Origin of the sequence: Nitrosopumilus sp., from assembly GCF_025698945.1 — an archaeon.
In the GTDB taxonomy this organism is placed as follows: Archaea; Thermoproteota; Nitrososphaeria; order Nitrososphaerales; family Nitrosopumilaceae; genus Nitrosopumilus.
Window position 1 is genome coordinate 219,693 of sequence record NZ_JAILWM010000001.1, and the last position, 25,343, is coordinate 245,035.

Here is a 25,343-nt window from a genome sequence, read left to right on the forward strand (position 1 = left end):
AATCATTGTAGCCTTTAAAGTTAAAACTTGATTAATTAATGCATGGCAATTAAAACTAAAAAAATTCTGGTTCCACTTGATGGTTCAAAAAACTGTTTGAGAGGATTGGACATGGCTATCCATATAGCAAGGCAATCTCATGGTGTAATTATTGGATTAGCAGTAAAATCAGTGCCTGGAATATATGCCCTTCATCCTCTTGGTTTTCTTGATTTCAACTCTATGAAAGAAATCAAAAAAATAATAGAGCAAGCAAAAGTCAAGGCTGCGAAAAAAGGTATTCAACTTACAGGCAAAGTAATCGCTGGAGATCCTGGATATGATATTGCTAGATTTGCAAACAATTCTAAAAACGGAATAGATATGATAGTTATTGGCGCTAGAGGACGAGGCTCTGCAAAAGAATTTTTCTTGGGAAGTGTATCAAACTATGTTTTACATAAATCTAAAAAACCGGTATTAATTGTAAAATGAATAGTTCCTCAAAAAATTCTTTTAAAAAAATTCTGGTTCCGCTTGATGGTTCAAAATATTCTATTAAAGCATTAAAACGCGCATGTGATTTTGTAAATTCCTTTGATTCCAAACTAGTTTTGATTTATGTTGTAGAAAAGTCATTATCCATTAATTTGCTTGATAGAAAAGAATATCTTGAAATTCTGAGAAAATTTGGAAAAAAAACCCTTGATCATGCAAATGATATTTTATTGAAAAAAGGAATTCATGCTAAATCTATCTTAAAAGAAGGAAATATCGCACATGAAATAGACAAAGTTGCAAAAAATGAAAAATGTGATTTAATTATAGTTGGAAATAAAGGATTGAGCTCTGTAAGTCGATTCTTCTTGGGAAGTGTATCAAATAAACTGGCACAATCATCTTCAGTTTCTGTTTTGATTGTAAAGTGATCTTATTCTGCTAATGATCTTACGATATCTGATTTTGTGATTATTCCTACAAGTCTTGAGTTTTTTACAACTGGTAACCCGCTAATATTGTGTTTCATCATTAACGTGACTGCTTTTTTTACATCCTCATCTGCTTCGACGGTAATTGGATTAGATGACATAATGTCTGTTGCATGAAATGGAAACAAGTAACTCATTTGATTAGCGTGAGATTCTGCTAATCCTTTTTTAAATTTGTAATCTTGCACTTCTTTAGGATCGGCTGAATCTGCTATCCACTGAGGAATCTTTGCAGGCACAAAATCCCTAAAAGTTATGATTCCAACAGGTTTATGATTTCTTTTAATAATCACCCTTGAGATCCCATATTTTAGCAGTAAATTCTCAACTAATAGAACTGGATCACTGGGTTCTGCTGTAATTAATTTTGTTTGCATTAATTTTGAGACTTTGTTTGATTGAACTTTTTTTGTAATGAAAACTCTCACAAGGTCTGTCTCAGTTACAATCCCCTCAAGAGTTTTATCTTTATTCAAAATTATCACGAGGCTAATCCTGTGTTTTTTCATCATTTTTGCACATTCTTGTACTGAATTGTCTCTCGTTAGTGTATACAATCTTTTTTGGATGAAATTTTTTGCTTTTACAGATTTAATGGGAACTGTTCCTAACTCATAAATTTTTTTTGCAATGTCTTTTTCTGTAATGACTCCAATCGGGATCTTTTTTTCTACAATGACAACTCGTTTAACTTTATTTTTTAATAAAATCTCACGTGTTTTTAAAAGTGATGTGTTAGGACCAACTGTAATTGGCAATGTAATTAATTCTGATATTTTTAAATTCTTAAAATCCACAAAAATTCTATATTAATGTCTGATAAATATATCATTAGTAATTTCAGTGTTGAAAATCATGTTTGGTAATTGTTGTGTTGCTTTTTAATTCAAATTTTGTATAATTTTGTTATGGGAGACAAAATACCTTTGTATGTTATAGGTTTGTCAAAGGATGAGCCTTCTAGTGAATACCTAATGTCCAAAATTGGCGCTGTGTTGGAAAAAACACAAAAAACAATCCCAAATATTATAGAGGCAAAAATTTCAGTAGAGTCGCAAAACACCGAAGGAACAAGAACTAATTACGATGTAACTGCTAACATTAATACTTCAAAACATCATCTGATTTTTACAGAATCTGGATGGGATATTTTTAAAATCTCTGATGAATTGTGTAGGAAAATTGAACGAGAGCTTTTCAAAGATGATAATAAACGTCAACGAGAGAGTATTCGTAAAAAAGGTGAATTTTAAAATTGTTTCAAAACATTCTAGTGCCTTTTGATTTATCAAGTCAATCTACACGTGCTTTCAAAGTAGCTTTGGATATTGCAAAAAAATATGGTTCTAAAATTACAACTCTGACTTGCCTTGAGGGTGATTCTTGGCATCACAAATATTATGATTCTAGAGCAGATGCTGAACTTATAAAAAAACAAAACAAAGCTTCTAAAAAATACATTGAGCAATTGGAATCTCTTGCTAGAAAAAACAGTGTTTCTATGAAATCCAACATTATAAAATCTAAATCCGTTGTAAATGATATTGTGATTTTTGCAAAATCTAGAAAACATGACCTTATAGTAATGGGTTCTCATGGAAGAACTGGTTTTGATAAAATGTTATTGGGAAGTGTTGCAAACGGTGTTTCCCAAAAAACTAAATGCCCTGTTCTTATTGTAAAATAAGTAAAATGTGGTATCTTTGATTTCAATTATCGGTAGCGGTCAAGTAGGATCCTCTATTGCATTTCTGTGCATGTCAAATGAAATTGATAATGTATTGTTGGTTAATAGAACCGAAGAAAAAGCAATTGGTGAGGCATTGGATATATCAAATTCAATTCCTTCCAGTTCAAAATTTTCTATTCGTGGTACATCTGATTATTCAAAATTGGTCGGCTCTGATATTGTAGTTGTTACTGCTAGTGTTGTTGGCTATCAAAAAGATAGAACAGAAAATATAAGATCTCAGGTAAACATGATTAAAGAAATTGCAAAAAATGTTAAAGAGTTCTGTCCTTCTGCAATTGTTCTTATTGTTTCAAATCCTTTGGATGTTTTAACATATTATTTTCAAATCGAATCATGTTTTTCTCGATTTCGTGTTATTGGTATTGCATCTAGTCTTGATTCAAGTCGATTTAGATATTTTATTTCAGAAAAATTTTCTGTTCCTCAATCCTCAGTTAGTAACGCATTGGTTCTTGGTGAACATGGTGATACAATGGTGCCTATTTTTTCTAAAGCTAAAGTCAGTGGTCGTAATCTCCTAGAACAAATAGATGAAACTGAAAGATCTTCTATTACTGGCAAGGTGAGAAATTATTGGAAACTATTAAGAAATTACAAGAGCAGATCTCAATTTGGAATAGCTAAAAATACCTATGATGTCATATCTGCAATAATTCATAAAAATGAATTAAAAATCCCTGCATCTATCGTCTTAGAAGGGGAGTATGGAGTAAATAATGTCTCAATGGGGATTCCAGTAAAAATTAATCATACCGGAGTTGTTGAAATAGAAAAGATTGCACTTGATAATTCTGAATCAGAACTATTAGCACTTTCTGCTAAAAAAATTCAGGATGATATTAAATCTGTCAAAATCTAGTTTTGAAATTTTTTTAGGATGTTTTGATGTTTTGCACAAAACTGTTTATTTTCTATTTGGGAGTACAAAAGATCTTTTTGCCAATGTGCATTAAATAATCTGCAATGATTTTGATTACAAAATGCCTCTCCTGTTTCATGATAGAAAATTGCTTGTAGCAGATATCCCTCAACAATTTCAGATAAGCGTGAATCGTGATATTCTAGAAATTCTCCTGCGTACTTTTTCTTTATTTCATCAATTTTATCATTGGAAAAATTAGTCATTAATTCTAAATAGTATTTTTTTGGTTTTGCAGGAGCTTCTATTATCCCAGTTGTTGAAATTATGGCTGGATTTGACCCGATTAAAGCTCTTGCATGATATCTGAAATCATTCTCGTCAAATGTACATGTTAATTTGTTTGTTAAAATAATATGCAAAGTCTCAAAATTCATTTCATTGATAGGAATTTGCCCCAAAACATTTTTTTGTAATTCGTATCCATCATACAGTGTCATCTCTTCTAAATTCGACATGTCTTTATTTTGAATTTCAATAAGCATGTCATTTTTTGCTGGCATATGTGGTGTAAATGGTTTTTTTAAATCAAAAATTCTTGTTTGAGCTATTTTTTCATACATTTTTTCATCCCCTGAATCAAAGAAATTTTTCCTAGTTTCAATGGTTATGGGAAAAGTTTCCTTAAGGAATTTTTTGAGCGATTCTAGTTTAATTTCTGGAACGGTAGGCTCATCATATAATATAATTTTTGAAATTTGCACAGCAAAATTATGATATTATTGCTTATCTTTTTAACGTTAGAATTTTTTAAAGGATTAGTGATATTTCCTAGATGTAATCTGATCTCTTTTAGGTGCTTACCACAAGTAAAAACTTATTCTAAAATTTTTGATTTGATTTCTAACAAAATAGAATTTTCAGTATATTCTGATTGAATATTTGCACCCATTTCAAAAAACACTGTATTGTAATAAGTTTCAAAAAATAAAGACCATTTTTCCCCCATATCATGATACATGACTAATCTTATTGTATCTCTTTCTTGATACTCTTTAAGAGTGAAACCTGATGATTTTGCTCTGTTTTTTAAAATAGATATCCATTCAATAACATTATATTTTCCTCGCATTGATAATGCGATTTCTTTTGAACCACTCTCTGCCGCATTTTTTGCAATTTGAGAAATTTTTTCATTATCTAAATTTTTAATGATTTCTTTTGATACTGATTTCAACATAACAACCCATCCTACTTCGGGTGCAAAAAGATCCCAGTTTAAATGAGAATCTAAAATACGATTAACATAAGTATTGAGACTAAGATGCTCTTCTCTTGAAACTTCCTTTAGTGATTCAAGGATTTTTTTGTTTATTCTGAAACTTGCATGTTCAGTTGGGAGTTTCTTTGGCATATTTTTCATAATTGTTTTTGAGAATATCATAAATTTTAATCTACATAAAAAACCGATTTTTTGTTACTTGTAAATATAGTATTGTGCAACAATGTGGCACAAGGTATACGCATTAATTATATTCATTAAATGTGTCTAGAATTTATGCTCATGTACAGTTTTGGACAAATTCAAAATTATGATTTCAAAAACATCAGATCCGACTCCCGATATTTAAAAAAACCTTTTCAGCAAACCAGGTGAAAAAAATGAATAGTAATGTACTATTAAATTCCAATTTTAAATTTGGATGTCCAAGATGTGGAAAAAAAGAAATTGTTACTGATTTAAATTCAGCAGAAATTTTTTGTGTATATTGTGGATTTGTAATTGATGAAAAACTTAAAAATTTTGGGTATGAATCATTTTTCACAGATTCTCAAAAAGATACACGTAGAACAGGAATGTCTAGAACTTTGTCTAGGAATGATTTTGGTCTTTCAACTGTGATTGGTTCTAAAAATAAAGATGTTCATGGAAACTCTCTCTCTTTTGTAATGTCTTCAACAATTAAACGGATACGAATTCAAGATAATAGAAGTCAATTATCAAAATATTCGGATACCAATTTCAAAGTCGCATTTGAATTTCTTGAACGAATTCAAGATAAACTAGGTGTATCTGATAGCGTTAAAGAAACTGCTGCATATATCTACAGAAAGGCAGTAGAACAAAAAATTACTGCAGGAAGACAAATCTACTCCGTAATTGCGGCATCTATGTATATTGCATGTAGAAACACAATGACTCTTCGAAATCTAAATGACGTTTCAAAAGCTGCAGATATAAAAAGAAAAAATCTCTCTCAAAGCTATCGTGCAATAGTAAAACAACTTGATTTGAAAATACCATTAGTAAATCAAACAAATTATGTCTCTAAAATTTCAAACACCCTCAAAATATCATCTAGTACAAAAAATCTTGCATTACAAATTCTCAAAAAAGCAGTTGAACTAGATATGATGGCAGGAAGAGATCCTGTTGGTATGGCAGCTGCTGCCGTATATTATTCTGGTGTGATAAGAGGGGATGGGGTTTCACAAATTCAAGTAGCTGATGCGTCGGGGATTACTTCTGTAACAGTTAGAAACCGATTTCATGAATTGAAGAAAGTCATTCAAATTCCAAAAAATAAGACAACTAAAAACACAATTACAAAGTGAAATCGATATGACAGAATTATCTAGTGTTGCATTTGTGTTAATAATGTGTGACTCTAAATTTGTGATTGATATTTTGAAAAAATGTGATGAAATAGATATTGTAACAGAAATTATTCATGTAGATGGGCCTTGGAAAATTTTACTAAAATTGGAATCATCACTAATGGATAAGATTAGAGATGTTGTCAGATGGAAACTAAGAAAGATGGAAGGAATTGAATCCACATTAACATTAGTTCAACACATGACATAAATGGATGAGAAAAACTATGACGAAAAACTATGAGAAATTCAATAATGTGATAAAGGAGTCATACATACATTGAGAACTTGTGTTGTATGCGGTAAAAAATTTGAACATTGGTGTGATGATGTCTGTTCCACAGAGTGTTTTAATGAATTAGGTGATTGAAAATGAAAGATTTAGTTTGTGGGAGGGAGATAGGGAATAAAGGAGAAATCACTATACACAATGGAAAACTGTATCAAGTTTGCAGTGTGGGGTGTAGATGGGCTTTTGAAATGAATCCAGAACAATTTCTGAAAAAAGATAAAAAACTTGAAAAATAAATCCGTAAAATCTTTTCTGATTATCTTTCTAACGTTGGAATTTTTTAAAGATTTATGCCGATTTTGATATATAAATGACTGATAATTTCACAAAAAATCTCTACAACAGTGGATTTTGGTATTGCAAATATTTTATAAAAAATATTCTTGAATTGAACATAAAACATCAGAAGCACTTTTCAATGACTAGTTATGGATTCCATATAGTATGAAATATCTCGTAATCCTTTTGGCTTTAATTGGCATTATGGGGAATTCTGATTCTTTTGCAGTACCCCCAATAGAGAGAGTGCCTTTACAGAATCTTGTAATTCAGGGCGCAGATGACTCTATGCCCATAAAATCAAATCACCAATATACAATCCGAACTGATTACCAATCAAATTTTCCTAATACTGAATATGTAATACTGTATCAGATAACTAATGAAAAAAACCAAGTTGTGTTGCTAAGTTGGCTTGAAGGATTCCAACAAAAATTAACTGATCAACCTGGCTCTTTTGTGTGTGGGGATAAAATATGCTACAATGAATGGACTTATTCTGAGCCATATGTTTGCGGAGATAAGATATGTGAAGGAAAATTTTATGCACAAAAGTTTGTGGAAACCTCTTGGCTTCCTACAGAACCTGGAAAATATAGGATAACAGCTTTTGCTTGGGAGAGTGTAGATAATCCAACTGCGTTATCACCTCCAATATCTACTGAAGTCTTTGTTCAAGATTAGAAAATGAAGACTAGGAATCTTGCTATTTTAATTGCAGTGATTGGAATTATTGTGGCATTAATCATTGGAGTAAACTATGAATCAAGTAATGATCCTGCGTTTCCATCAGACTATCCACTAATTTCTCAAAATGACATGTTTTGTTGGACACAGTGGTACATGCAAAGTACAGTAATTGATGAAAAGAAATTAATTTCATCCATAAGATCTGCAATCTCAATGTTTGGTTCTGATTTTGATATTCCAAATAGAGAAATTACAATATCTCACAATGAGGAGGAAACTATAATCTCAATTGGCGGTTCATGGACAAAAGATAAAGCCAATCATGAAAAACTAACAGCGGTAATTAAAAATCATATTGGTGATTCTGAATTAATCCGAGACGACATTGTTTTGTGTACTTGAAAATGAAACTAGAATATAGAATAATAGTGTCTGTTGGAGTTTTAGCATGCATATCTGTGGGACTGATTTTCATTGAGCCAAATACAATTCCACATTGGGAATCATTGCTTGACATAAAACAATTCCATGACATTGGATGTGACAAAGAATGCCAATTAAAATGGGAAGCAGATGGATTTTCTTGTGCTGAAACTACAAAAAATGAATATGTTTGTAGACCCCCTAGAGGGATTTTTTATCCTGACAGAGAAGTACAGATGCGTACTGCATTTCCCTCAGAATATGGTGAGTTTTTGTATTTTCCAGATGGTCTTACGACTGATGATGGACGACTCTTTGATATTGACAAAGTTGATTTGATCCATTCTGACACTAAGCAAATTAGAATAAAATTTGCAAATCATAACATGAATCCACCAGAACCTCAGTTTGAATACTTTGCAAATCTTGTTCCGGGTCAAACATTTGTGTCTCATTGTACCGGAACTGATAGAAAAATGGCTCATGTAGTAGAATATCTTGATACATTTGAAATGGAAGGAAGAACATACATTGAATTCTGGGGAAGTCATGTTAAGATGCCTGACGCATTGCTTCCATGTGAAGTTCCTGATATCATAGAACACTCCATTTCATATGACTTGAGTTTGGGGATAAATTTTGAGAGGAATTAGAAAATGAAAACTATCTTCCCTGGAATAATATCTGCAATTGTTGTTTTCTTTTTGATTCAAACTGTCATGCCATTTCCTTACGGGTTGATTTTGGGCATTGTGCTTGCTGTCGCAATTTTATGGTATACAAAAAAACATGCTTCTAGAGATAAAGACTCTCTTTTGAATTACAGACGGATAGATCCAATTAATGAATATGAAAAAGAACAAAACGATGAGGCCCTGAGAATATTAGAAAAAAAGTACATTGAAGAAAAAATCACCAAAGAAGAATATCTGAAAAGGAAAAAAGAATTTGAAGACTTGGAATACAATCCAAGAAGATGCAAGTTCTGTGGTTCTGAAGAGTTTGAGTTTATTCCCAAAGAACAAACTGGAGATACAAACGAATCTCACTCTGAATATGGATATTATGAATGCAAGAAATGTGGAAAAAAAGAAAATGAAAACTAGACTCTTGATAATAATATTGGTAATCGTTGCATTTGTTCTTATTTCATTTGCAATGCCAAATCTATCCAAAGTTTATGGTAGTTGTGAAATGACTAAAAATGGAACATTACAATTTGCCATAGGTTATCAATGGGCTAACGGCCTTCTTTACATTGATAATGCTGAATGTACTTGGAAGTTATTTGGTGTAATTCCTATAGCAAAACTATTTTCTTAAGAGTAATAAATGCGAAGTACTTATGAATGAAAAAATGTGGTGTTAATTAAATGACAAAAATTGACTGTGCACAAAATACTGAACTTGCAAAAGAATTGATAAAATTCCTTTGGGAAAAAAATTGCCATGTAAAACAAGAAAACGAATTGTTGATTGTAGATGAAAAAATACCCAAATCTTTACTGGAGACATTTCTTGAAGATACGAGTAGAACTAGACATAAAATCACCCTTACTGAACCTGACTCTTTTCTGATTTCTATTCCTGTTAGTATGGAGGAAATCGGATTGGAAACATGTGAATTTTGTGGATATACCAGTCATCATGACCTGGTTCAAGTTCATAGAAGAACACATCAGGCATTATAGAAAATGAAAACTAGGATTTTGAAAAAACCATCCTTATCTACATGTTTGATCATCTTTGGCTCTGGGTTGTTATTCACTTTCTCTGTTGTTTTTCAATTAATTGATGTTCGTTTGATACCTTACAATGATGTCATCCCTATGATTATTTTGTATGGAGGGTGGTTACTGTTAGGAGTAGGTATTGCAAAAAGATTCTATCGTCGAATGATGCTCAAAAATATTTGGAAATAAAATGAATTTTATGATATTAGTAGGATCAATAATGACAAGATTCACGTAAGTCATGTCAGAACAGGGTTCTGTCAGAAATGACTCTTTGTCAAGGCGTGACTTTTTGAAACTTTTTGGTGTAGAAACATATGTGATTCTAAACCTAATGTGTTTTGGACTAGTCTAAAATCTACTATCTACAAGTGATTTCATTCTACTCTGACATGATTTTTTTAAACTATTATCTAATCCATTGCAAAATTCTTCTGCCTTTTGGTCTGATACAAATCTTGTAAGTGACTCTATTGCGCCAATTACGCATTGCTCTTGATATTTTAGAGGAGTTGAATTGCACATTAAAAGTGCCTTATCTACAGCATCAAAACTATCTTTTGTCAAATGTGCAGCTACTCCCTTGTAACATATTGCAATGTATCTGGTATCTTCAATTCCAGAACACAGCGAGTATGTCTCTTGCAAGTTATAGTCTGTCTGAATCAGAAAATAATTTGCCTGATATCTGTGGCATAGTGTTGCAGCCTCTTTGTTTTCTGTGCCGTTAATTTGGTTGCATGGATAGTAAATATCTGATTTCTTAAAATCTCCACCTTTCTTTTTGGCATATTCTGCCATGTTTTGCATAAACAAGCCTCCGTTACACATGTAAATTTCGCTCCAGTCATCAAACTCATTGCATCTCTCAAGTGCCTTTGTGGTGTTGTAGTTGTAAATTTTAACAAGACTATGCCCCATTCCGTGTATGCATTCTTTTTTTGCCTCATCACCTAATGCGCTACTTACAATCTCACATGATTCTTTAATGCCCACTGATTCTATTGATTTCCCATCAAGCATGTTTTCAATCTGAATGGTATTCTCAAGCAGGCCATGCATGATTCCTGCGGCACATCTGTGATCAGAGAGTTCAGCTGCTTTTTGAAGATCTCTGTTTACGTACCCAAAAAGAAATTCCCCTACATGATGTGCTGATGGATGGCAGTAAAAATCTGATTCAACATACAAGTCTATCAACTCATCCAGCGTCAAAAATACTGTTTCTGTTGAATTGTTTTTTGATAATTCATACAATTTGTCAATAGTGCATTCATCATCATCGTAACATGTTTCAAATATGGAATCCGCATATGACACAGGTTTTGCTTGTATTTGATTAATCGATGATGATCCAATAATGCATATTACAATTATGACAATTACACTCACTATTGCTAAATTTAACTTGGTCTTCATATTCGTGCTATTTCTGATTCTAATCTTCTTTTGTTTGAACGAGTTGAATGCCTGACTCGAGTATTACAGCAAGGACATCGCAAGAATCTTTTTTTGAAATAATAATCACAAATTTTGCAGTAACATCCTCCTGTATGATATGCAACATGTCTAGTAGTTGATTCTGATTTTGTGCATCTGCCTTTGCACAGTGTCATTTTGCATGTCCTCTTGATTTTTTGTTTTCTTTTCTTTTGGTAAACCAATACGTTAGAATTCTCTCTAAGATTATTCCTCCAGCAATAATGCCCAGCGAAATAATGATTGCAAAAATTAATTGCTCTGTAGTATCACCGTTTACTCCTTCAAATGGCTGTGGATACACAGTCCTATCCAAAGAAACAGAACCTGTGTTAGTTGCGTCTGTATCTGCTGAAAAATCAAAATACTCTGTTCCAGAATGACTTGGTTCTGGTTGGGGTTCTGGCTCAGGTTCCGGTATTGGTTCCATTTGAGGTTCAGGTTCAACTATTGTGGATTCTCCTGTTCTTACTTCTAAATTGACTTCTGGATTTGATTCTGGTGGTATGTCTTTTGTAAATTGTTCTTCACTTGTGCTTGATTCAATTCCTGGTGTATGTGGCTGTCCTTCATAGTTTGCATTGTTTGGTTTTAATGTAATCCATGATACAAATCCTGCCAACCCAATTGCTGCAAATTTTGAGAATTTCTTTAGTGATTCAATTACAGAACTATTTGATTTTTCAGGTGTTATGAGAAATGTTTGGTTTGTAGAAACATAGTATTTCATTTCTTGACCCTTTGCAGATATTCCTGTTTTTGATACTTTGATCATTCCAGCTGTCTGCATTCTTTTGAGATGATGTATTGCCAATGCCAAAGACATGTTGCTTTCTTGTGCAATTTCATTTGCAGTCATCTCGTTGCCATCTGAGATCAGCTTTAATATTTTCCTGCTAGAGTCATTGCTGAATATTTCGCCGATAAGCTTTATCTTGTCATCATCAGTTGAAATGATTTCTATCTCATCGTCTTCACTATTCACAGTAAATACAGGTTTTATTATTTTATGAATTAAATGTTCGGTAAAATTGAAATTTAATCAAACGTTATAACCTTGATATTTTATAATTGGACAATGACTGTATCCTTAATACGAATCTTTTATTTACGTTGAGGAAAACCACAAAGAAATGAAAACCAAAACAGGCATTTCGTTTCTAGTTGCCATATCTTCTATTTTGTTGATTTTTGTATTTCCTCTACAGGGACTTTCTGCAGATTCTGTCTTTAGTTTTGTAAATGATCTTTCACGAACTCAAACCACTACTATCAAAGTTACAGGTCAGGGTTCTCTTGATATTCCGCCTGATGCTGTATTTGTAAGATTGGATGTGAGAAGCACTCCTTCTGAGGATCTTGCCAAAGTTTTAGATGATCAACAATATCTTGTAGCTGAACTGTTTGAATCCTTGGGTGAAACAGGAGAAAGCCTAGATGACTTTCAGGTGAGTAGGACCAATAATGGACGAATCTATGCACAACAACACAGAATGTCCGATCCTTCACAGTCAAGCTATTTGGTAGATTTTAGAACTCATCTAAAAGTTCCATATGATCAAACTCATTCAATATTCAAAGATCTTTCAAGTAATGGATTTGTTGTGGAAGGTGTAAGAATTGTACAAGAAAAAGATAATTCTGAAGCAATAGAGCCAACAAACTCTGCAACAATTAGCATTCCTCATGGAACTGCTATTCCATCATGTGAGGAATCAAACTCTTGCTATGTTCCTTATGAGATTGTAATATCCCCTGGTACTAAGGTTACATGGACAAATGACGATGATGCAGCTCATACTGTAACTAGTGGTTCTCCAGATGGTGGTCCTGATGGAATATTTGATAGTGCTTTGTTTATGGCAGGTGAATCCTTCTCTCATTCCTTTTTACACTCTGGAAGTTTTGAATATTTTTGTATGGTCCATCCTTGGATGCTAGGTAAAGTTACTGTCTCTGGAAACACTGGTGATGCAACTTCCTCATATGGATTGTTTGCAGAGTTTGATGTTTTTTCACAATCAGCTCCTGACACTTTTGATAATACCATTTCAGAATATGATGAATCTATGGCAACATTGAGATCTATCCTGGAAAAACATGGAGTTGATTCAAAGAGTCTAAATGATCGTCCAATTAGAATTGATGAGCGTTATAGTGGGTATGGTGATCCTTACTATTATGAAAGCAGAGATACTATAATGATTAGAACATCAATTGAGAATATAATTACCGTACTTGATGTTGCGATGAATCACAATATACGAATTCAAGAAATCACTCCTACATATCTTCCATCAACATTAGAGAACGCAAGAACAACACTTGCTAAACTTGCATTAGATGATGCCAAATCCACCATTATGGATTTAGTTGGACCTGATGGACTTGAAGTAAAAGGTGTCAAATCTATTGAGATAAACACTTCCCAGCAAATTAATCCTCAATACGAAGGAATTGTGATTAGTGGCGTTGGAGTCAATCTTGATAGAAATTATTATGATTTATCTCCTCTCTTCACTAAAGTTCAAGTAGAGTTTGAAGTTGGACGTTAACTGTTTCTTGACTCTGTTTTACTAAAAATGAAATCTATCTTTTTGATGATAACTCTGTTTGCATTAACTCCTTTGGTTATTCCTAATGTCTCAGCTATGTGTGCTGCAGAAATAAATTATGATAATGTATTAAAAGAATCTGAATTAGCATTTACAGGGACTGTTACACGTCTTGATAATTATGATGGACCACAAAAAGTCACATTCCTTATTCATGGTGTAGTTAAAGGAGAAGTTAATCTTCCAAAACATATTTTTGAAAATAATGGAATGATGTTTCTTGAAAATGATACTGTTACAAGTTCTTCTGTTGATGTAGATTATAAAATTGGAAAGACCTACAAAGTATACGTTATTGATGGTGAGACAAGTTCGTGTACTACAAAGATTACTGCTTCACCTGAAGGATACATGTGGGAACCAGGACCTGAGGATGGGAATTATTATTCAGAGAATTCAGTATATGTAGATCCTTGTGATGAGGGATATGGATTATCTGACGGCGTTTGTGTTACTTTTGAAGAAATGAATAAGGATCTTTCTTCCTGTGATCCAAATCCAAATCATGACTTTGGAAAATGCAAAAAGAATACAGAAGAACCAGACAATAAACTGCAAGACGTTTTGGATAATTGTACCTGCCAAGAATCTGGACAGGATTGCATAGAGCCTTTACTTAGATGGTGGAATACAACTCATTTTATTGATAACACTGACTGTGAATTTATAGACAGAGTTGAGGGTTCTCCAACATATGCCAAACCATTTAGTGATGATATTACAAAAATTCCTGAACCTGAACCAGAACAAAACCCTCTGGAATATGAGACCTGTGGTCCTGGAACAACGCTGCAAGATGGTGTATGTGTAGTAAACTCAGAAAATGAAAATGTTGAGACTGGAGTGAAATGGGGATCTGTTTATGAAAAATTACCTGCTCCGGATTTGGAACCTATACTCGATTATGATTATGAACTCATCTATTTGACAATTTTTGTAATTGTGGTAATTATTGGTGTGGCTGTAGGAAGTGTTATTTTTGTAATTAGGAGAAAGAGAAAATGAAAACCAAATACAGCATTCCAATTATCTGCATTGCTGTTTTTGTTGCATCTAGTATTATAATCACTGCATACACATATCCTGAATTATTTGGCTTGACGAAACCCTACTCTGAAATTGGCGAATATGATGGTATGATTTCAGAAATTGAATTAATGATTAGTGCACAATGCTCAAACAAAACCAAATTCAGTGATTATCCTTTTGCTAAAACATCAAACGGTTATTACTATATTGATAATGTGATATGTGAGCGAATCAATGTAGAACAAGGTGGATGTCTAGACCCGTTTAGCAAAGGATATCCTGATGAAACCTGTAAGAATCGTGTAACCTTTGATTATCCATATGGCGAAACAGGGCCAGAAATAAGTAAGGAATTCTGCAATCATGTAAACTATGAATCTCCAATTTTTACTAACACTGAAAAGAACAAGCGACTGTATGATGAATATCTTCACATATGCACAATTCGCGGCTTAATAGATGATACTCCGTTGCACGACATTTCACAAATAATGAATTATCAAGGAAAAAACTGTAATACGTACAGATTTGGCAGTGTTGATTGTTTTGCTAATTCATTTGACAAATGTGTTCCCGCAAAAATCGAGAATACTCATTTTACTGTGGAAGGTGATCCGATTACAATCATTGCAATGATACACACTGACTCTTGCTCAATTGATGTATTTCATGATTCAACACAAGACAAATTTGGAAAGCAAGAAATTACAAAGTATTCTTGTCCTGAAATTAAATTAGATGAGAATTATCTTCATCTAGTTTCATGCACAAGTGAATACGATGAATGGGAATATGGGTTTTCGATTAGAAAATGAAAACTAGACTTTTGATAATTATTGGTGAATAAATTGGAGATTTATTGGTATGTTCTGATTGGTGCAGGAATATTTCTGGGAATGTGGATTCTGCCAACCTTGCCAATATATGGAGAACCAGAACTTTGTGACATTGGTTTTGACTCCAAGTTCTTTGGTTATTGTTATACTAGAACCCCTTTCCATTTCTTATGTCTCTGTTGATTGGTATTTTTGTTCCAATTATGATTGAATGTCAAAAAAGGAAACTAGAAAATGAAAACTAAACCCTTTATAATTATTGTAATGATTATGGTCTCTTTGTTTAGTTATGTCCCACCTGTTGATGCCACCAATCTTACTGCAAACATAAACCCTCAAAGTTCTGAAATAAAGTTCACAATACAATACCAAACAACAGTTCACATTGAATACGAAAATGGTGGAAATCTAAAAGAACTATTAGACGACACAAACTGGACAATTCAAAAAACTCTCCTCTCCACACATCCTGACAGCATGAAACTTGCCAGTCAACTAAACCAAAAAATTTCCAACGATGGAACAAATGCCAAGATAACTGATTTGTCTGTGCAATACAACGCAATACTTTCAGGCAAAAATAACAATGCCTCAATTGACTATCAAATAATCTTAACTGGAATAATGTCTGATTTTATCATACGTTCTGATTCATCTAAATTAATACTTGATATGAATTGGAGAGGTCTGAGTACAGATGACTCTGTTTTGATTGATGGATATGACATCAATTTTCCAATGTCTGCAATTGCCGAAGAAGAACCTAAAGTCTACTCGTTAATGAAACAATATCCAGATGTGGTTGAACTGCTTTCACAACCACTAATTAATGCAGACGATATCATGCAAAAACCACTATTTGACTGGTATTTCTTATTTGATCCAACAGCCACACATCAAAATCCGTCAGGTGTTGCAACCACCCAATACTCCTTTACTAGATCTTATGAAACACAGGTGCCAAAAAATACCGAGTCAAAACCATTTTCGTCTGATTCTGATTATGTAATTAGGCTTGTACAACATGCCGATTCAGCAACCATACGCGTTGCAGGATTTGCAGCGTTGGATGTTTTAGATGGCCATGAAATTCTTGGAGTTACTCCAATGCCTCCTGACGGGTTTGCAGTGACTACAACTAGTGAAGTGCCTTTTGTTGTATCTTATGGACTGCCAATATTCTTTACAGTTGCAGCTGCAATCATTGGATACTTTTTGTTTAAAAAAGGAACTACATTTTTTTAGTAAAAAACACTGTGCATCTTCGGTAAACTGCTTCAAACCTTTATGGATTCAATGCAAAACATCAGAAGCACTTTTCAATGACAGAATGGGATTTCATATTGTATGAAGTATTTTTTGATTTTCATTATTTTGATTGGTTTTTTGATTCCTTCAATTACATTTGCACAATATCTGGGAGATGTTGAATTTTACCACCTTCCTTTGACCGTAGAGTCAAAACAATACTCTATTCTAGCTCAATCCAATACCAACCACTTCACTGATGTGGTATATGACAGCAAAGCACACTCTTTAATTTTTTTAACGTCCTTATCTGAGGATTTTATCGACACTTATACTATAACCATGAATGTACAGACATTTTCAGAAGTACTTGCCACAGATTATGCAAAAACTTCTGACTCTATGGTGGTGCTGGTAAATGGCGTGGATCAACCCTACAAAACCATTGAAGACAATGAAATTATTTCATGGATCTTTTATGCACCAATATCATCTGATGAAGTAGAATTACTTCCTTCTAGTCCTAGATTTGGTACTGGTACATACAAATTTGATAAAATTCCAAATGGATCTCCTAAAATTTATCCTCCATTAAAACAAGATCATGTTGGAATTGCTACTGAAAACATCCAATGCAAAGACGAATTGCTTTTACTCCAAAAATATGATGGTTCTCCTGCATGTGTAAAACCAGAGTCAATTAACATTCTTGTTCATAGAGGATGGGCTGATGAAAAATTCCGAACTCTGCCAATAATCGACTTTCAAAACCCAGATAGGATTTTTCGTGAGGTTGGGTATTTGGGATTGATGATGCTTCTTCCACACATAGAAGAAAACCAGACTGTAGCAATATCGCTTGAAGGTAAACCAAACATGATTTTACCGATTATTCAATACTATGAAATAGAAATTTTATCAGAAAAAACCAATACAAAAGAATCTTTTTCAAGCGTTTTTGGAAAAATTACCAAATCAAACCTCCAAAAATTCTTTGAGGAAAATCCAATGAATCTTTTTGTTAAACGTGGGGTACTAATGACATCATTAGGGGGATATCAAGACAATATTGGAACCTATGGACCATTCAACCAATTTCTTACCGATAACGAGTCTCAGATAATTGGGGATGCTTTGACTTATTATGAAAACAAGAGAACAAATGGAGAGGATGTACACTTTGATGATTTTGTCAAATGGCCAACCGGTAAACTCAACGAGTCATTTCTTCAAAAATCAAAACTGCTGGATATTGCCCGGATTGGAACTCCGTAAATCTTTGGGATTAGATGATCCAACAGCTGCATGTCTTTAGATTTATGTAAAAATATAGTTCAAACTATTCGTGATTTGGATTAAAGATTCGAAGTCCTTATGAGCATCATATGTAAAATTTGATTAATGCAAGTATATGTTCGCAAAGAAGTTCAAGCCTTTGAATATGTCTCTTTTACTGAATTTAAAAATGAAAGTGAATTAGACTTTTGCTGTGACAAACTAAGGAAATACGTATCAAGTGTAAGTGCTTGGAGCGGAAAAATTGGAAAATTCTGTATTGTGGAAAAAGATGTTCTGACCCCAATTGATTATTGTCCTTTTTGTGGTGAAAAAATAGAGTATGTATCTGTGGAGTAGAATGTGAAAATTGAATATGGAATTATTATAATAACTGGAATATCATTGATTGTTGTTGGAACACTTTACGTATTATGGAGATTAGAAACATGAAACTAGAATACGTAATAATTGCAGCAGTAGGAGTTTTGGCTTTTGTATCTCTTGGGTTGATTGCAAATGATCCAAATGACGTTGTCTCTTTTTCTGGTCTTGAAAAGATAAACCAAGATGCACAAGATGCAAAGGCATCAGAAAATCAAGATCTTCTTGACAAAAACAGATTAAAAATGAAAAAACATCTAGAAACAGTTACATCATCATCTCTTGGGGTGGATATAGACTCGATATATCTCAAAGAGGATTGGAATTTCCCATTTCGGGATTCATCTGAAGTAAAACACACTCTAGAAGAATACGAATCAACTCCTATCTGCAACATACTGCCAAACCTTTCTCTTCATCTCCAAAACATTCGCCAAACAGAACTTTTTCAAATGTATGGCGAAAAGTACCAGAACTATTTCATAGAACTTGACATTGCCGATGAGCGATACTATAATTCTACAGTTCATTATGGGTTTTCAGCCAAGTCTGGAAACAACCATGCATCAACTCACTTTCATGTGGATTCTTGCACTGGTCAGACATCTGACTATCTTTACCTTCGTTGTCATAACCCTGTGCTTGGAAACGGCACGGGAAGCAACTATCGCAACGAGGTCATTACCAGCCTTCAGAGCGATGAGTTTTGTAAAATTATTTTGGAGCCTTGGAAGGAAAAACTTGCAAAATACAATGAAAAAATCTCAAATGATGTTGACACCTATCTCGTAAAGATACAGCAACAAGACAGTAATAGTCCTGAGGATATGATTCCGATTACAAAGGATCTGCATCGATTAAACCAACTTGATAACATGGTGCGTCTTGCAATGGATGGCAATCATGATGGTGCAGAATTTTCTGAAAAAATGAAAAAATATGAACTACGGTATGGCTCTCTGCCTGATGAATTCTTGGAATTACTTGGAGAAATAGAAAATGAAAATTAGATTTTTGATAATAGTCGGAATTTCTATATCTGTAGGTGTGATTTTGTTGTCTAGCTTTTCGATACAAAAAGACGAACAAGCGTATGTTTTGTTTTGTAATCACTGGATATTTTCTGACCGCATCACCTGCGATGTGTTATGGAGCGAGTCAGACCGTAACACACCAGTAATGAAATACGACATCTCTGAAGAACCCTGGGAAAATCTTTTGTCTCATCCAAGAGAAGAATCCCTCAAAGAACTCCAAAAAATATTTGATGAGAACGGAAAGTTTTTCATGGATGTTAAAATCATTGGTTTGAAAGATTACTATGTTCTAGGCGAAAAACTGGCATTCACTGTTGTAGAAGCAGGTTATGGAATTCCGTGTACTCATCCAAAAATTATGGTTTCTAGAGATGGAGATGATAAACCTCATTGGGACTATAACTTTGTACATTCATGTCCTTTCTTCAAAGAAGGCCATCCGATTCTATCATACGTGAATGTTCCCCACAACAACAGAGTAATGCCTCCGATAACAGAGTCAGGACAATACACAATCACTGCATCATCTAGCTATGATTCGTTTACATCAAGACAATTTGCAGTATTGGAGTCTGATTTTGTTTATGATTATGATATATCTTACACTAAAAGTGGAAACAACACTGGATATACTTCATTGAACATTGATTTGAATAATGGCAACTATGTACTTGATCAAAATTCTAAACTAACCCGTGATGTATTATTTGATGAGGAATTAGAAGAATTAAAACAACTTGTTGATGAAAATGACTTGTTACGAGGACTCTCAAGTGTTTCTCACGATAGAGATCCTGCATGCAAAACCTGTATCAATTATGAGATGAGAATCTCTCTTGGTGATTATACGCATTTTGTACAGTGGCAAAATGATAAAGATCGTCTAAGAGAAAAACACATCTTTGTGATCGAAATGCTTGAAGAATTACTGGAAACCATGGGAGGTAGAAAATGAATACTAGATACAAAATAATTATAATTGCTGTAATAATTGTAGCTTCTATTCCTGGAATTATTATTTTTGGAGCTGTGCCTTTGATGATTGTAACAAATGCATATTCAGGTTTTATTATGTTTTCAACTTCTGATAAAGCATTTGAAGAAGATTTTGCAAAAATACCTGAAGTAAAGATCTTCATTGAAAAATATCCAAACTACACTACACACCATTCGGCAGATTTTCTGGGATGGAAAGTGATTTACTATGAAGCAATTGAAAATGAAAAAATTCTACATCTGTATGTCAAAAAGAGTGTTTTACATCACGGTGTTAAGATTAGTGCAGGATGTTCAAATCTTGGAAGCTATAGCTATGGATATGATATTTTAGATGAACAAGTTATGGATTATATAAAAAATGACCGGTGTGTGGGAAAATGAAAACTAGGCTCTTGATGTTAATTGTAGTTGTTATTGGATTGTCAACATTTGTTGTATTTTCAATAATACTTCATTATGTTCAACCTTCTAAAACAGATAAAATTGAAGTAGATTCGATATATGGATTTGCCATAGATGATGAATTTGGAAATGTAAGACATTATCCTATAGGTGAGTTAGATATTATGCCCTGTGAAGATTTTATCTCAATTTGGGATCCAGTATTCCTTGAACTAAATGAGGCAGACATGTTAAATGAAAAATTGTCTAGTTGTAGGGCCTCACTATTGGAAGTTATTCATGCAAATACAGTATGTTCACAATATTGGAGAGTAGAATTAATGGAAATGAATCAGGATCCAAAATATGATTTCCTAAATGATCCTATCTACCAAGAATGTTCAGAAGTATTGAATATGAAGAATCTATGTGAAGCAAATGGTGACACTTGGATTCGTGAGAAACTAGAGTGTGTAAAAGAAAATGAAAACTAGACTTTTGATAATTGGATTTGTTGTCCTGGCCGGTACAGTGTTTGGTACGTTATTCCTCTATAATGGTTTACCCCAAGACAAAACGATGAATGGAAATTCTATAGACAATGCAACTGTAAACAAGGATGATTTTGTCTTTTCATTGTATCACCAGATAGCCAAAGACAACAATACATCAAACTTCTTTTTCTCGCCATTTAGCATCTCGACTGCATTTTCTATGGTATATGAAGGTGCACGCGGAGACACTGCAACCCAGATAATGGATGCATTTGACTTTCCACAAGATGACAGAGAACGTTGGAATGGCATGTCAAATACTATGAAAAGACTAAACCATGAAAAAGGATTCTATGCCTTGAATGTTGCAAACGGCATATGGTTATCTGATGTACATGAAACAAAACCAGAATATGTTGATGTCGTGACAACCCACTATGACGGAACAGCAGAATCCGTCGACTTTGCTAGCAACGATGGTGTAGATAAGATAAACCAGTGGGCAAAAGAAAAGACAAGAGGCAAGATACAAAAAATACTAGAACATGGTTCTACTGATGATCTTACTTTGCTTGTCCTTACAAACTCAATATACTTTAACGGAGAGTGGGCCAACAAGTTTAGTCCAAGAAATACCAGCGAAGAACCATTCTGGACAGGCAATGGTAAATCAGTAAATTCACAGATGATGAAGATTCCAGCCGACGTGTTTAACTATGCAGAGACAGATACACTCCAGATTCTTGAGATGCCCTACCTTGGAAATGAAATATCCATGCTTGTGTTGCTTCCAAAAGACAAGAACGGACTGGATCCTCTTGAAGATTCTCTTAACTCAGACAAGCTAAACGATGTCAGAAACACAATGAAAAAGCAGCCTCTTACAGTTCACATCCCAAAGTTTGGATTTGAGAGCGATTATGACCTTATTCCTTTACTACAAAAACTTGGAGTACTTGATGCATTTGATGAGAAAAAAGCAAACTTTGCTGGAATGACAGACCAGCAGGCATTTTTGAGCAAGGCAAAACACAAGGCATTTGTTGATGTTCATGAAAAGGGAACAGAGGCGGCTGCAGTAACAGTAGCCATTGGTCAGTTGGAGAGCGGACCTCCTGAACCAAGACATGAATTCATTGCAGATCATCCTTTCATGTTTGTAATACAGGAAAAATCATCTAGAGAGATACTTTTCATTGGCCATGTAATGGATCCTACAAGTTAGAACATGAAAACTAGACTCTTGATAGTAATTGGATTGGGTCTTATGTCATTTTTAACATTTATTCCACATAATGCATATGCTTGCTCTTGTGATGGGTATCCTGATTATTTGCGACTTTTAATGGAATATGATACTGCATTTCAGGGAACTGTTACAAAAATAATACAAAATGATCACAATCAAGAAATCCATTTTGATGTTACTCTTCCACAAAAAAACATATCTCAAACCAATGAGTTTGTTCTTGAACAATCATTGTGGAACAGTTGTATTGTAAATTATAACGTTGGTGAAACCTATCAGGTCTTTGTTTATGGTGATTCAACAATCGGTAAAACAAACATGTGCAGCACAAAACAAATTACTGGATTTCATGAATATTCTCATGAAGATGAGAATGGTCAAATAGAACATTTCAGAGAAGATTATAACATTTTAACTCAATACAATCTTGGAACAATAATACTTCCCATAATAACTGCAATGATAATACCAAGCATTATTGTTTGGAGAAAGAGAAAATGAGAACTAGAATTAAAAACACAACTCATCAGAAGAATTAATCAATTATGAAATAATCCACATGTTTGATTGATGTTGTTCTTATATATCTCAAAAAGGATGAACAGGTATGAGTCCTGAACATGAGAAAATCACTGATGAACTCATCGAGAAATATTCCAAACTCTTAGATGATCTTGCTACTGATGATTGATTTCTAAATTCTCGTTTAGGGGTTTATTCAATTTTTGAATCCTTATACCGGCAATAATGTAAGTTCTCTACAATAACTTAAATTATTGAGTTAGGGTTAAACCATTAACTTTTTGTGCGTGTTTTGGAACTTAGTAGAATGATTTATCTTGTTTAGTTCTAAATTAAATTAAGATGAATTCACTTGCCACCAAATATTCAAACTGGCAGATTTACGGATTTTTTTCATTATTTATTAGCAATTCAATATGGACTTATTACGCACTAGTTATAGTAAAGGCAACTCCATTCCAAAATAACATTGTTGATTATTTGTATGAGACACTACCATTCCTTGGAATCTATGTTGGAATCCCACTGTTAGTTTCATTTTTGATTGGATATAGAATGTACAAAAAGACTATGTTGACAAAGAAAGATTATTCAGTTTTAATGATTATGGGGTTTGTAGTTAGCTTGTCAGCTGCTGTAATTGAAACTCTATTATAAAAATTGAAAACCAAATACAAAACATCAGAAGCACTTTTCAATGACGGAATAACTCATACTGTCATATAATGAAAGTTTTAGTGATTTTTGCAATAGCGTCTATAATCATGCTATCTGGACTCGTGCGACCTGTATCATCTCAAATGATGTGCGCAGGGGGTGATGAAGCGTTTCATTTTACTGTAAGTGACATAGTATTAATCGGAACCGTTACTGAAATCAATCCCTCTACTAATACAGAAAGATATGATTACATTACTTTTGATGTCAAATATCCATTGAAGGGATTAGGTAATGTAACGGATTTTACCGTGGCTACATATCAGGGTGGAAGTTATTCTTATGATTTTAAAATTAATTCAGAATATCTAGTACATGCAAACGAAAGAAAAGGAGTACAATATTTTACAGATCTTTGTAGTGCAAACCAGTTACTAAAAACTGAAAAAGACGTAGAAGATATGAAGGACAAACTGCTTGAAATAAACACACCTCCTCCATTAAAACAAAAACAATACGGTCTTGCCTTACATGCAATCAAATGCAAAGAAAATCTAGTTTTAATCCAAAAGTATGATGGAACACCAGCTTGTGTAACGGAATCGACCAAACAGAAACTGATTGAGAGAGGATGGACTTCAAAAGATAATTCGATATTAAAGATTGGTACTAGTACAAACTGTATGACACTTGAACAAAGTAAGGAAACTGCACCATTTTTCAAAATTCCAACTTATTTGCCTGAAGGATATGAAAATGTATGCTCACAGTCGGGAACACCCTCTGAGTCGTACATAGTGTATCATTATCAAGGAATTCCGTACTGGAATATACCTGAATTGATAAGTGATGGTGCAATTTTCATTTATCAGGTAGATGAAAAAAATATTGTACCGGCAGAAAAGTTGGAAACCCTTGGAACTGCAGAGCAACGAACCCAAGAAACTTATGATGATGTAATGAACAGAAATCCTTCACTATATCCACAACTGATCAGAATTAACGGAATACTAGCATATGCAGTTGACTCGTGTCCTGATTGTGGGATACAGACTGCAAACTTTACTGACGGAACATTTGTTCAAAAATCAACTTCTACAGAAACGAAAATCAAATTTATTGATGAAAATGGAGTTAATTACATGCTTAAAACGACCTTACCGTTAGACGAATTAATTTTGGTAGCAGAATCACTTCAGTGATGTTTTGGAGAAATAAAAGATGAAGTCTAGACTTATCATTGGGATAGTTATGATGATTTTAGGAACAACACTAATTCCATTTCTATCATTTTACTCGATCTTTGTTTCCATTCCAATAGTCATTACTGGAATCTGTATATTTGCATCTGGAAAAATCAAATTGTCACTAAGTAGAATTATCGTGGGAACTTCTTCTATTCTTGGTGTATATTATTTGGGGGTGTATTTGCTTCTTGTTTCAACACACGCCATAACTTAATTGTAATTTACAAAACATCAGA

36 protein-coding genes are annotated in these 25,343 nt (G+C 33.5%); 30 read left to right on the forward strand and 6 right to left on the reverse strand.

Annotation, left to right across the window (positions count from 1 at the left end; genetic code table 11):
- Positions 1-42 precede the first annotated feature (42 nt).
- A complete protein-coding gene (locus K5790_RS01400) occupies positions 43-474 on the forward strand; it encodes a universal stress protein (protein ID WP_297591932.1) in 432 nt (143 codons plus the stop codon).
- Positions 471-908, forward strand: coding sequence for a universal stress protein (locus K5790_RS01405; protein WP_297591933.1), 438 nt, complete (start codon positions 471-473; stop codon positions 906-908). Before K5790_RS01400 ends, K5790_RS01405 begins: the two co-directional genes overlap by 4 nt.
- A gap of 2 nt (positions 909-910) precedes the next feature.
- Here the strand turns inward: K5790_RS01405 and K5790_RS01410 are convergent, their stop codons facing one another.
- Entirely contained in the window at positions 911-1,765 is an 855-nt protein-coding gene (locus K5790_RS01410; RefSeq protein ID WP_297591934.1) for a CBS domain-containing protein, read from the reverse strand.
- Between the two features lie 111 nt (positions 1,766-1,876).
- Between K5790_RS01410 and K5790_RS01415 the strand changes: the two genes are divergently transcribed.
- The 3 genes from K5790_RS01415 to K5790_RS01425 are packed head-to-tail and all read left to right on the forward strand — an operon-like array spanning position 1,877 to position 3,580.
- Entirely contained in the window at positions 1,877-2,221 is a 345-nt protein-coding gene (locus K5790_RS01415) for a hypothetical protein (protein WP_297591935.1), read from the forward strand.
- Positions 2,215-2,655 (forward strand): universal stress protein, encoded by a 441-nt coding sequence (locus K5790_RS01420; protein WP_367182852.1) that lies wholly within the window; start codon positions 2,215-2,217, stop codon positions 2,653-2,655. Before K5790_RS01415 ends, K5790_RS01420 begins: the two co-directional genes overlap by 7 nt.
- A gap of 16 nt (positions 2,656-2,671) precedes the next feature.
- Positions 2,672-3,580 carry a lactate dehydrogenase gene (locus K5790_RS01425; RefSeq protein WP_297591937.1) on the forward strand — a complete coding sequence of 303 codons (909 nt, stop codon included), beginning with the start codon at positions 2,672-2,674 and terminating at the stop codon, positions 3,578-3,580.
- On the opposite strand, the gene K5790_RS01430 is transcribed toward K5790_RS01425, so the two are convergent.
- Entirely contained in the window at positions 3,577-4,344 is a 768-nt protein-coding gene (locus K5790_RS01430) for a DUF6775 family putative metallopeptidase (RefSeq protein ID WP_297591938.1), read from the reverse strand. The genes K5790_RS01425 and K5790_RS01430 overlap by 4 nt on opposite strands.
- Before the next feature lie 113 nt (positions 4,345-4,457).
- Positions 4,458-5,003, reverse strand: a complete 546-nt coding sequence (locus K5790_RS01435) for a hypothetical protein (protein ID WP_297591939.1) — start codon at positions 5,001-5,003, stop codon at positions 4,458-4,460.
- Positions 5,004-5,242: 239 nt separating this feature from the next.
- Here K5790_RS01435 and K5790_RS01440 point away from each other — a divergent pair, with 239 nt between their 5' ends.
- The 10 genes from K5790_RS01440 to K5790_RS01485 all read left to right on the forward strand — a co-directional run bounded on the left by K5790_RS01440 (position 5,243) and on the right by K5790_RS01485 (position 9,844).
- Positions 5,243-6,196: a transcription initiation factor IIB gene (locus K5790_RS01440; protein WP_297591940.1), complete on the forward strand. Its 954-nt coding sequence runs from the start codon at positions 5,243-5,245 to the stop codon at positions 6,194-6,196.
- 7 nt (positions 6,197-6,203) lie between these two features.
- Positions 6,204-6,449: an Lrp/AsnC ligand binding domain-containing protein gene (locus K5790_RS01445; protein WP_297591941.1), complete on the forward strand. Its 246-nt coding sequence runs from the start codon at positions 6,204-6,206 to the stop codon at positions 6,447-6,449.
- A 161-nt stretch (positions 6,450-6,610) separates the two neighbouring features.
- Positions 6,611-6,766: a hypothetical protein gene (locus K5790_RS01450; protein WP_297591942.1), complete on the forward strand. Its 156-nt coding sequence runs from the start codon at positions 6,611-6,613 to the stop codon at positions 6,764-6,766.
- Positions 6,767-6,974: 208 nt separating this feature from the next.
- Positions 6,975-7,493: a hypothetical protein gene (locus K5790_RS01455; RefSeq protein ID WP_297591943.1), complete on the forward strand. Its 519-nt coding sequence runs from the start codon at positions 6,975-6,977 to the stop codon at positions 7,491-7,493.
- A 3-nt stretch (positions 7,494-7,496) separates the two neighbouring features.
- The gene (locus K5790_RS01460) at positions 7,497-7,901 is read left to right on the forward strand and encodes a hypothetical protein (protein ID WP_297591944.1); all 405 of its coding nucleotides are present in this window, start codon (positions 7,497-7,499) and stop codon (positions 7,899-7,901) included.
- 2 nt (positions 7,902-7,903) lie between these two features.
- Entirely contained in the window at positions 7,904-8,575 is a 672-nt protein-coding gene (locus K5790_RS01465) for a hypothetical protein (protein WP_297591945.1), read from the forward strand.
- Positions 8,576-8,578: 3 nt separating this feature from the next.
- Complete coding sequence (locus K5790_RS01470) at positions 8,579-9,028, forward strand: hypothetical protein (protein WP_297591946.1); 450 nt, start codon at positions 8,579-8,581, stop codon at positions 9,026-9,028.
- Positions 9,018-9,245, forward strand: a complete 228-nt coding sequence (locus K5790_RS01475; RefSeq protein WP_297591947.1) for a hypothetical protein — start codon at positions 9,018-9,020, stop codon at positions 9,243-9,245. The genes K5790_RS01470 and K5790_RS01475 overlap by 11 nt, the downstream gene beginning before the upstream one ends.
- Before the next feature lie 50 nt (positions 9,246-9,295).
- Positions 9,296-9,613, forward strand: coding sequence for a hypothetical protein (locus K5790_RS01480; RefSeq protein WP_297591948.1), 318 nt, complete (start codon positions 9,296-9,298; stop codon positions 9,611-9,613).
- Positions 9,614-9,616: 3 nt separating this feature from the next.
- Entirely contained in the window at positions 9,617-9,844 is a 228-nt protein-coding gene (locus K5790_RS01485) for a hypothetical protein (protein WP_297591949.1), read from the forward strand.
- Positions 9,845-10,006: 162 nt separating this feature from the next.
- On the opposite strand, the gene K5790_RS01490 is transcribed toward K5790_RS01485, so the two are convergent.
- The 3 genes from K5790_RS01490 to K5790_RS01500 are packed head-to-tail and all read right to left on the reverse strand — an operon-like array spanning position 10,007 to position 12,119.
- The gene (locus tag K5790_RS01490) at positions 10,007-11,074 is read right to left on the reverse strand and encodes a hypothetical protein (protein ID WP_297591950.1); all 1,068 of its coding nucleotides are present in this window, start codon (positions 11,072-11,074) and stop codon (positions 10,007-10,009) included.
- A complete protein-coding gene (locus K5790_RS01495; protein WP_297591951.1) occupies positions 11,071-11,271 on the reverse strand; it encodes a hypothetical protein in 201 nt (66 codons plus the stop codon). The genes K5790_RS01490 and K5790_RS01495 overlap by 4 nt, the downstream gene beginning before the upstream one ends.
- Positions 11,268-12,119, reverse strand: a complete 852-nt coding sequence (locus tag K5790_RS01500) for a winged helix-turn-helix domain-containing protein (protein WP_297591952.1) — start codon at positions 12,117-12,119, stop codon at positions 11,268-11,270. The genes K5790_RS01495 and K5790_RS01500 overlap by 4 nt, the downstream gene beginning before the upstream one ends.
- A 148-nt stretch (positions 12,120-12,267) precedes the next feature.
- Here K5790_RS01500 and K5790_RS01505 point away from each other — a divergent pair, with 148 nt between their 5' ends.
- The 15 genes from K5790_RS01505 (at position 12,268) to K5790_RS01575 (ending at position 25,321) form a co-directional block, all read left to right on the forward strand.
- The gene (locus tag K5790_RS01505) at positions 12,268-13,689 is read left to right on the forward strand and encodes a plastocyanin/azurin family copper-binding protein (protein WP_297591953.1); all 1,422 of its coding nucleotides are present in this window, start codon (positions 12,268-12,270) and stop codon (positions 13,687-13,689) included.
- A 27-nt stretch (positions 13,690-13,716) separates the two neighbouring features.
- Positions 13,717-14,754, forward strand: a complete 1,038-nt coding sequence (locus K5790_RS01510; protein ID WP_297591954.1) for a hypothetical protein — start codon at positions 13,717-13,719, stop codon at positions 14,752-14,754.
- On the forward strand, positions 14,751-15,593 hold the full coding sequence (locus K5790_RS01515; protein WP_297591955.1) for a DUF4362 domain-containing protein: 843 nt from the start codon (positions 14,751-14,753) through the stop codon (positions 15,591-15,593). The genes K5790_RS01510 and K5790_RS01515 overlap by 4 nt, the downstream gene beginning before the upstream one ends.
- Before the next feature lie 255 nt (positions 15,594-15,848).
- Positions 15,849-16,859, forward strand: coding sequence for a hypothetical protein (locus K5790_RS01520; RefSeq protein WP_297591956.1), 1,011 nt, complete (start codon positions 15,849-15,851; stop codon positions 16,857-16,859).
- A 102-nt stretch (positions 16,860-16,961) separates the two neighbouring features.
- Positions 16,962-18,137 (forward strand): hypothetical protein, encoded by a 1,176-nt coding sequence (locus K5790_RS01525; RefSeq protein WP_297591957.1) that lies wholly within the window; start codon positions 16,962-16,964, stop codon positions 18,135-18,137.
- 126 nt (positions 18,138-18,263) lie between these two features.
- The gene (locus K5790_RS01530) at positions 18,264-18,497 is read left to right on the forward strand and encodes a hypothetical protein (protein WP_297591958.1); all 234 of its coding nucleotides are present in this window, start codon (positions 18,264-18,266) and stop codon (positions 18,495-18,497) included.
- Between the two features lie 89 nt (positions 18,498-18,586).
- Entirely contained in the window at positions 18,587-19,531 is a 945-nt protein-coding gene (locus K5790_RS01535; RefSeq protein WP_297591959.1) for a hypothetical protein, read from the forward strand.
- Positions 19,521-20,513 carry a hypothetical protein gene (locus K5790_RS01540; protein WP_297591960.1) on the forward strand — a complete coding sequence of 331 codons (993 nt, stop codon included), beginning with the start codon at positions 19,521-19,523 and terminating at the stop codon, positions 20,511-20,513. Before K5790_RS01535 ends, K5790_RS01540 begins: the two co-directional genes overlap by 11 nt.
- Positions 20,510-20,938 carry a hypothetical protein gene (locus K5790_RS01545; RefSeq protein WP_297591961.1) on the forward strand — a complete coding sequence of 143 codons (429 nt, stop codon included), beginning with the start codon at positions 20,510-20,512 and terminating at the stop codon, positions 20,936-20,938. Before K5790_RS01540 ends, K5790_RS01545 begins: the two co-directional genes overlap by 4 nt.
- A complete protein-coding gene (locus K5790_RS01550) occupies positions 20,935-21,432 on the forward strand; it encodes a hypothetical protein (protein WP_297591962.1) in 498 nt (165 codons plus the stop codon). The genes K5790_RS01545 and K5790_RS01550 overlap by 4 nt, the downstream gene beginning before the upstream one ends.
- Positions 21,422-22,657 (forward strand): serpin family protein, encoded by a 1,236-nt coding sequence (locus K5790_RS01555; protein ID WP_297591963.1) that lies wholly within the window; start codon positions 21,422-21,424, stop codon positions 22,655-22,657. The genes K5790_RS01550 and K5790_RS01555 overlap by 11 nt, the downstream gene beginning before the upstream one ends.
- A 3-nt stretch (positions 22,658-22,660) precedes the next feature.
- Positions 22,661-23,182 carry a hypothetical protein gene (locus tag K5790_RS01560; protein ID WP_297591964.1) on the forward strand — a complete coding sequence of 174 codons (522 nt, stop codon included), beginning with the start codon at positions 22,661-22,663 and terminating at the stop codon, positions 23,180-23,182.
- A gap of 363 nt (positions 23,183-23,545) precedes the next feature.
- Positions 23,546-23,860, forward strand: a complete 315-nt coding sequence (locus K5790_RS01565) for a hypothetical protein (protein ID WP_297591965.1) — start codon at positions 23,546-23,548, stop codon at positions 23,858-23,860.
- 68 nt (positions 23,861-23,928) lie between these two features.
- Entirely contained in the window at positions 23,929-25,062 is a 1,134-nt protein-coding gene (locus K5790_RS01570; RefSeq protein ID WP_297591966.1) for a hypothetical protein, read from the forward strand.
- A 19-nt stretch (positions 25,063-25,081) separates the two neighbouring features.
- Positions 25,082-25,321: a hypothetical protein gene (locus K5790_RS01575; RefSeq protein ID WP_297591967.1), complete on the forward strand. Its 240-nt coding sequence runs from the start codon at positions 25,082-25,084 to the stop codon at positions 25,319-25,321.
- Positions 25,322-25,343 lie beyond the last annotated feature (22 nt).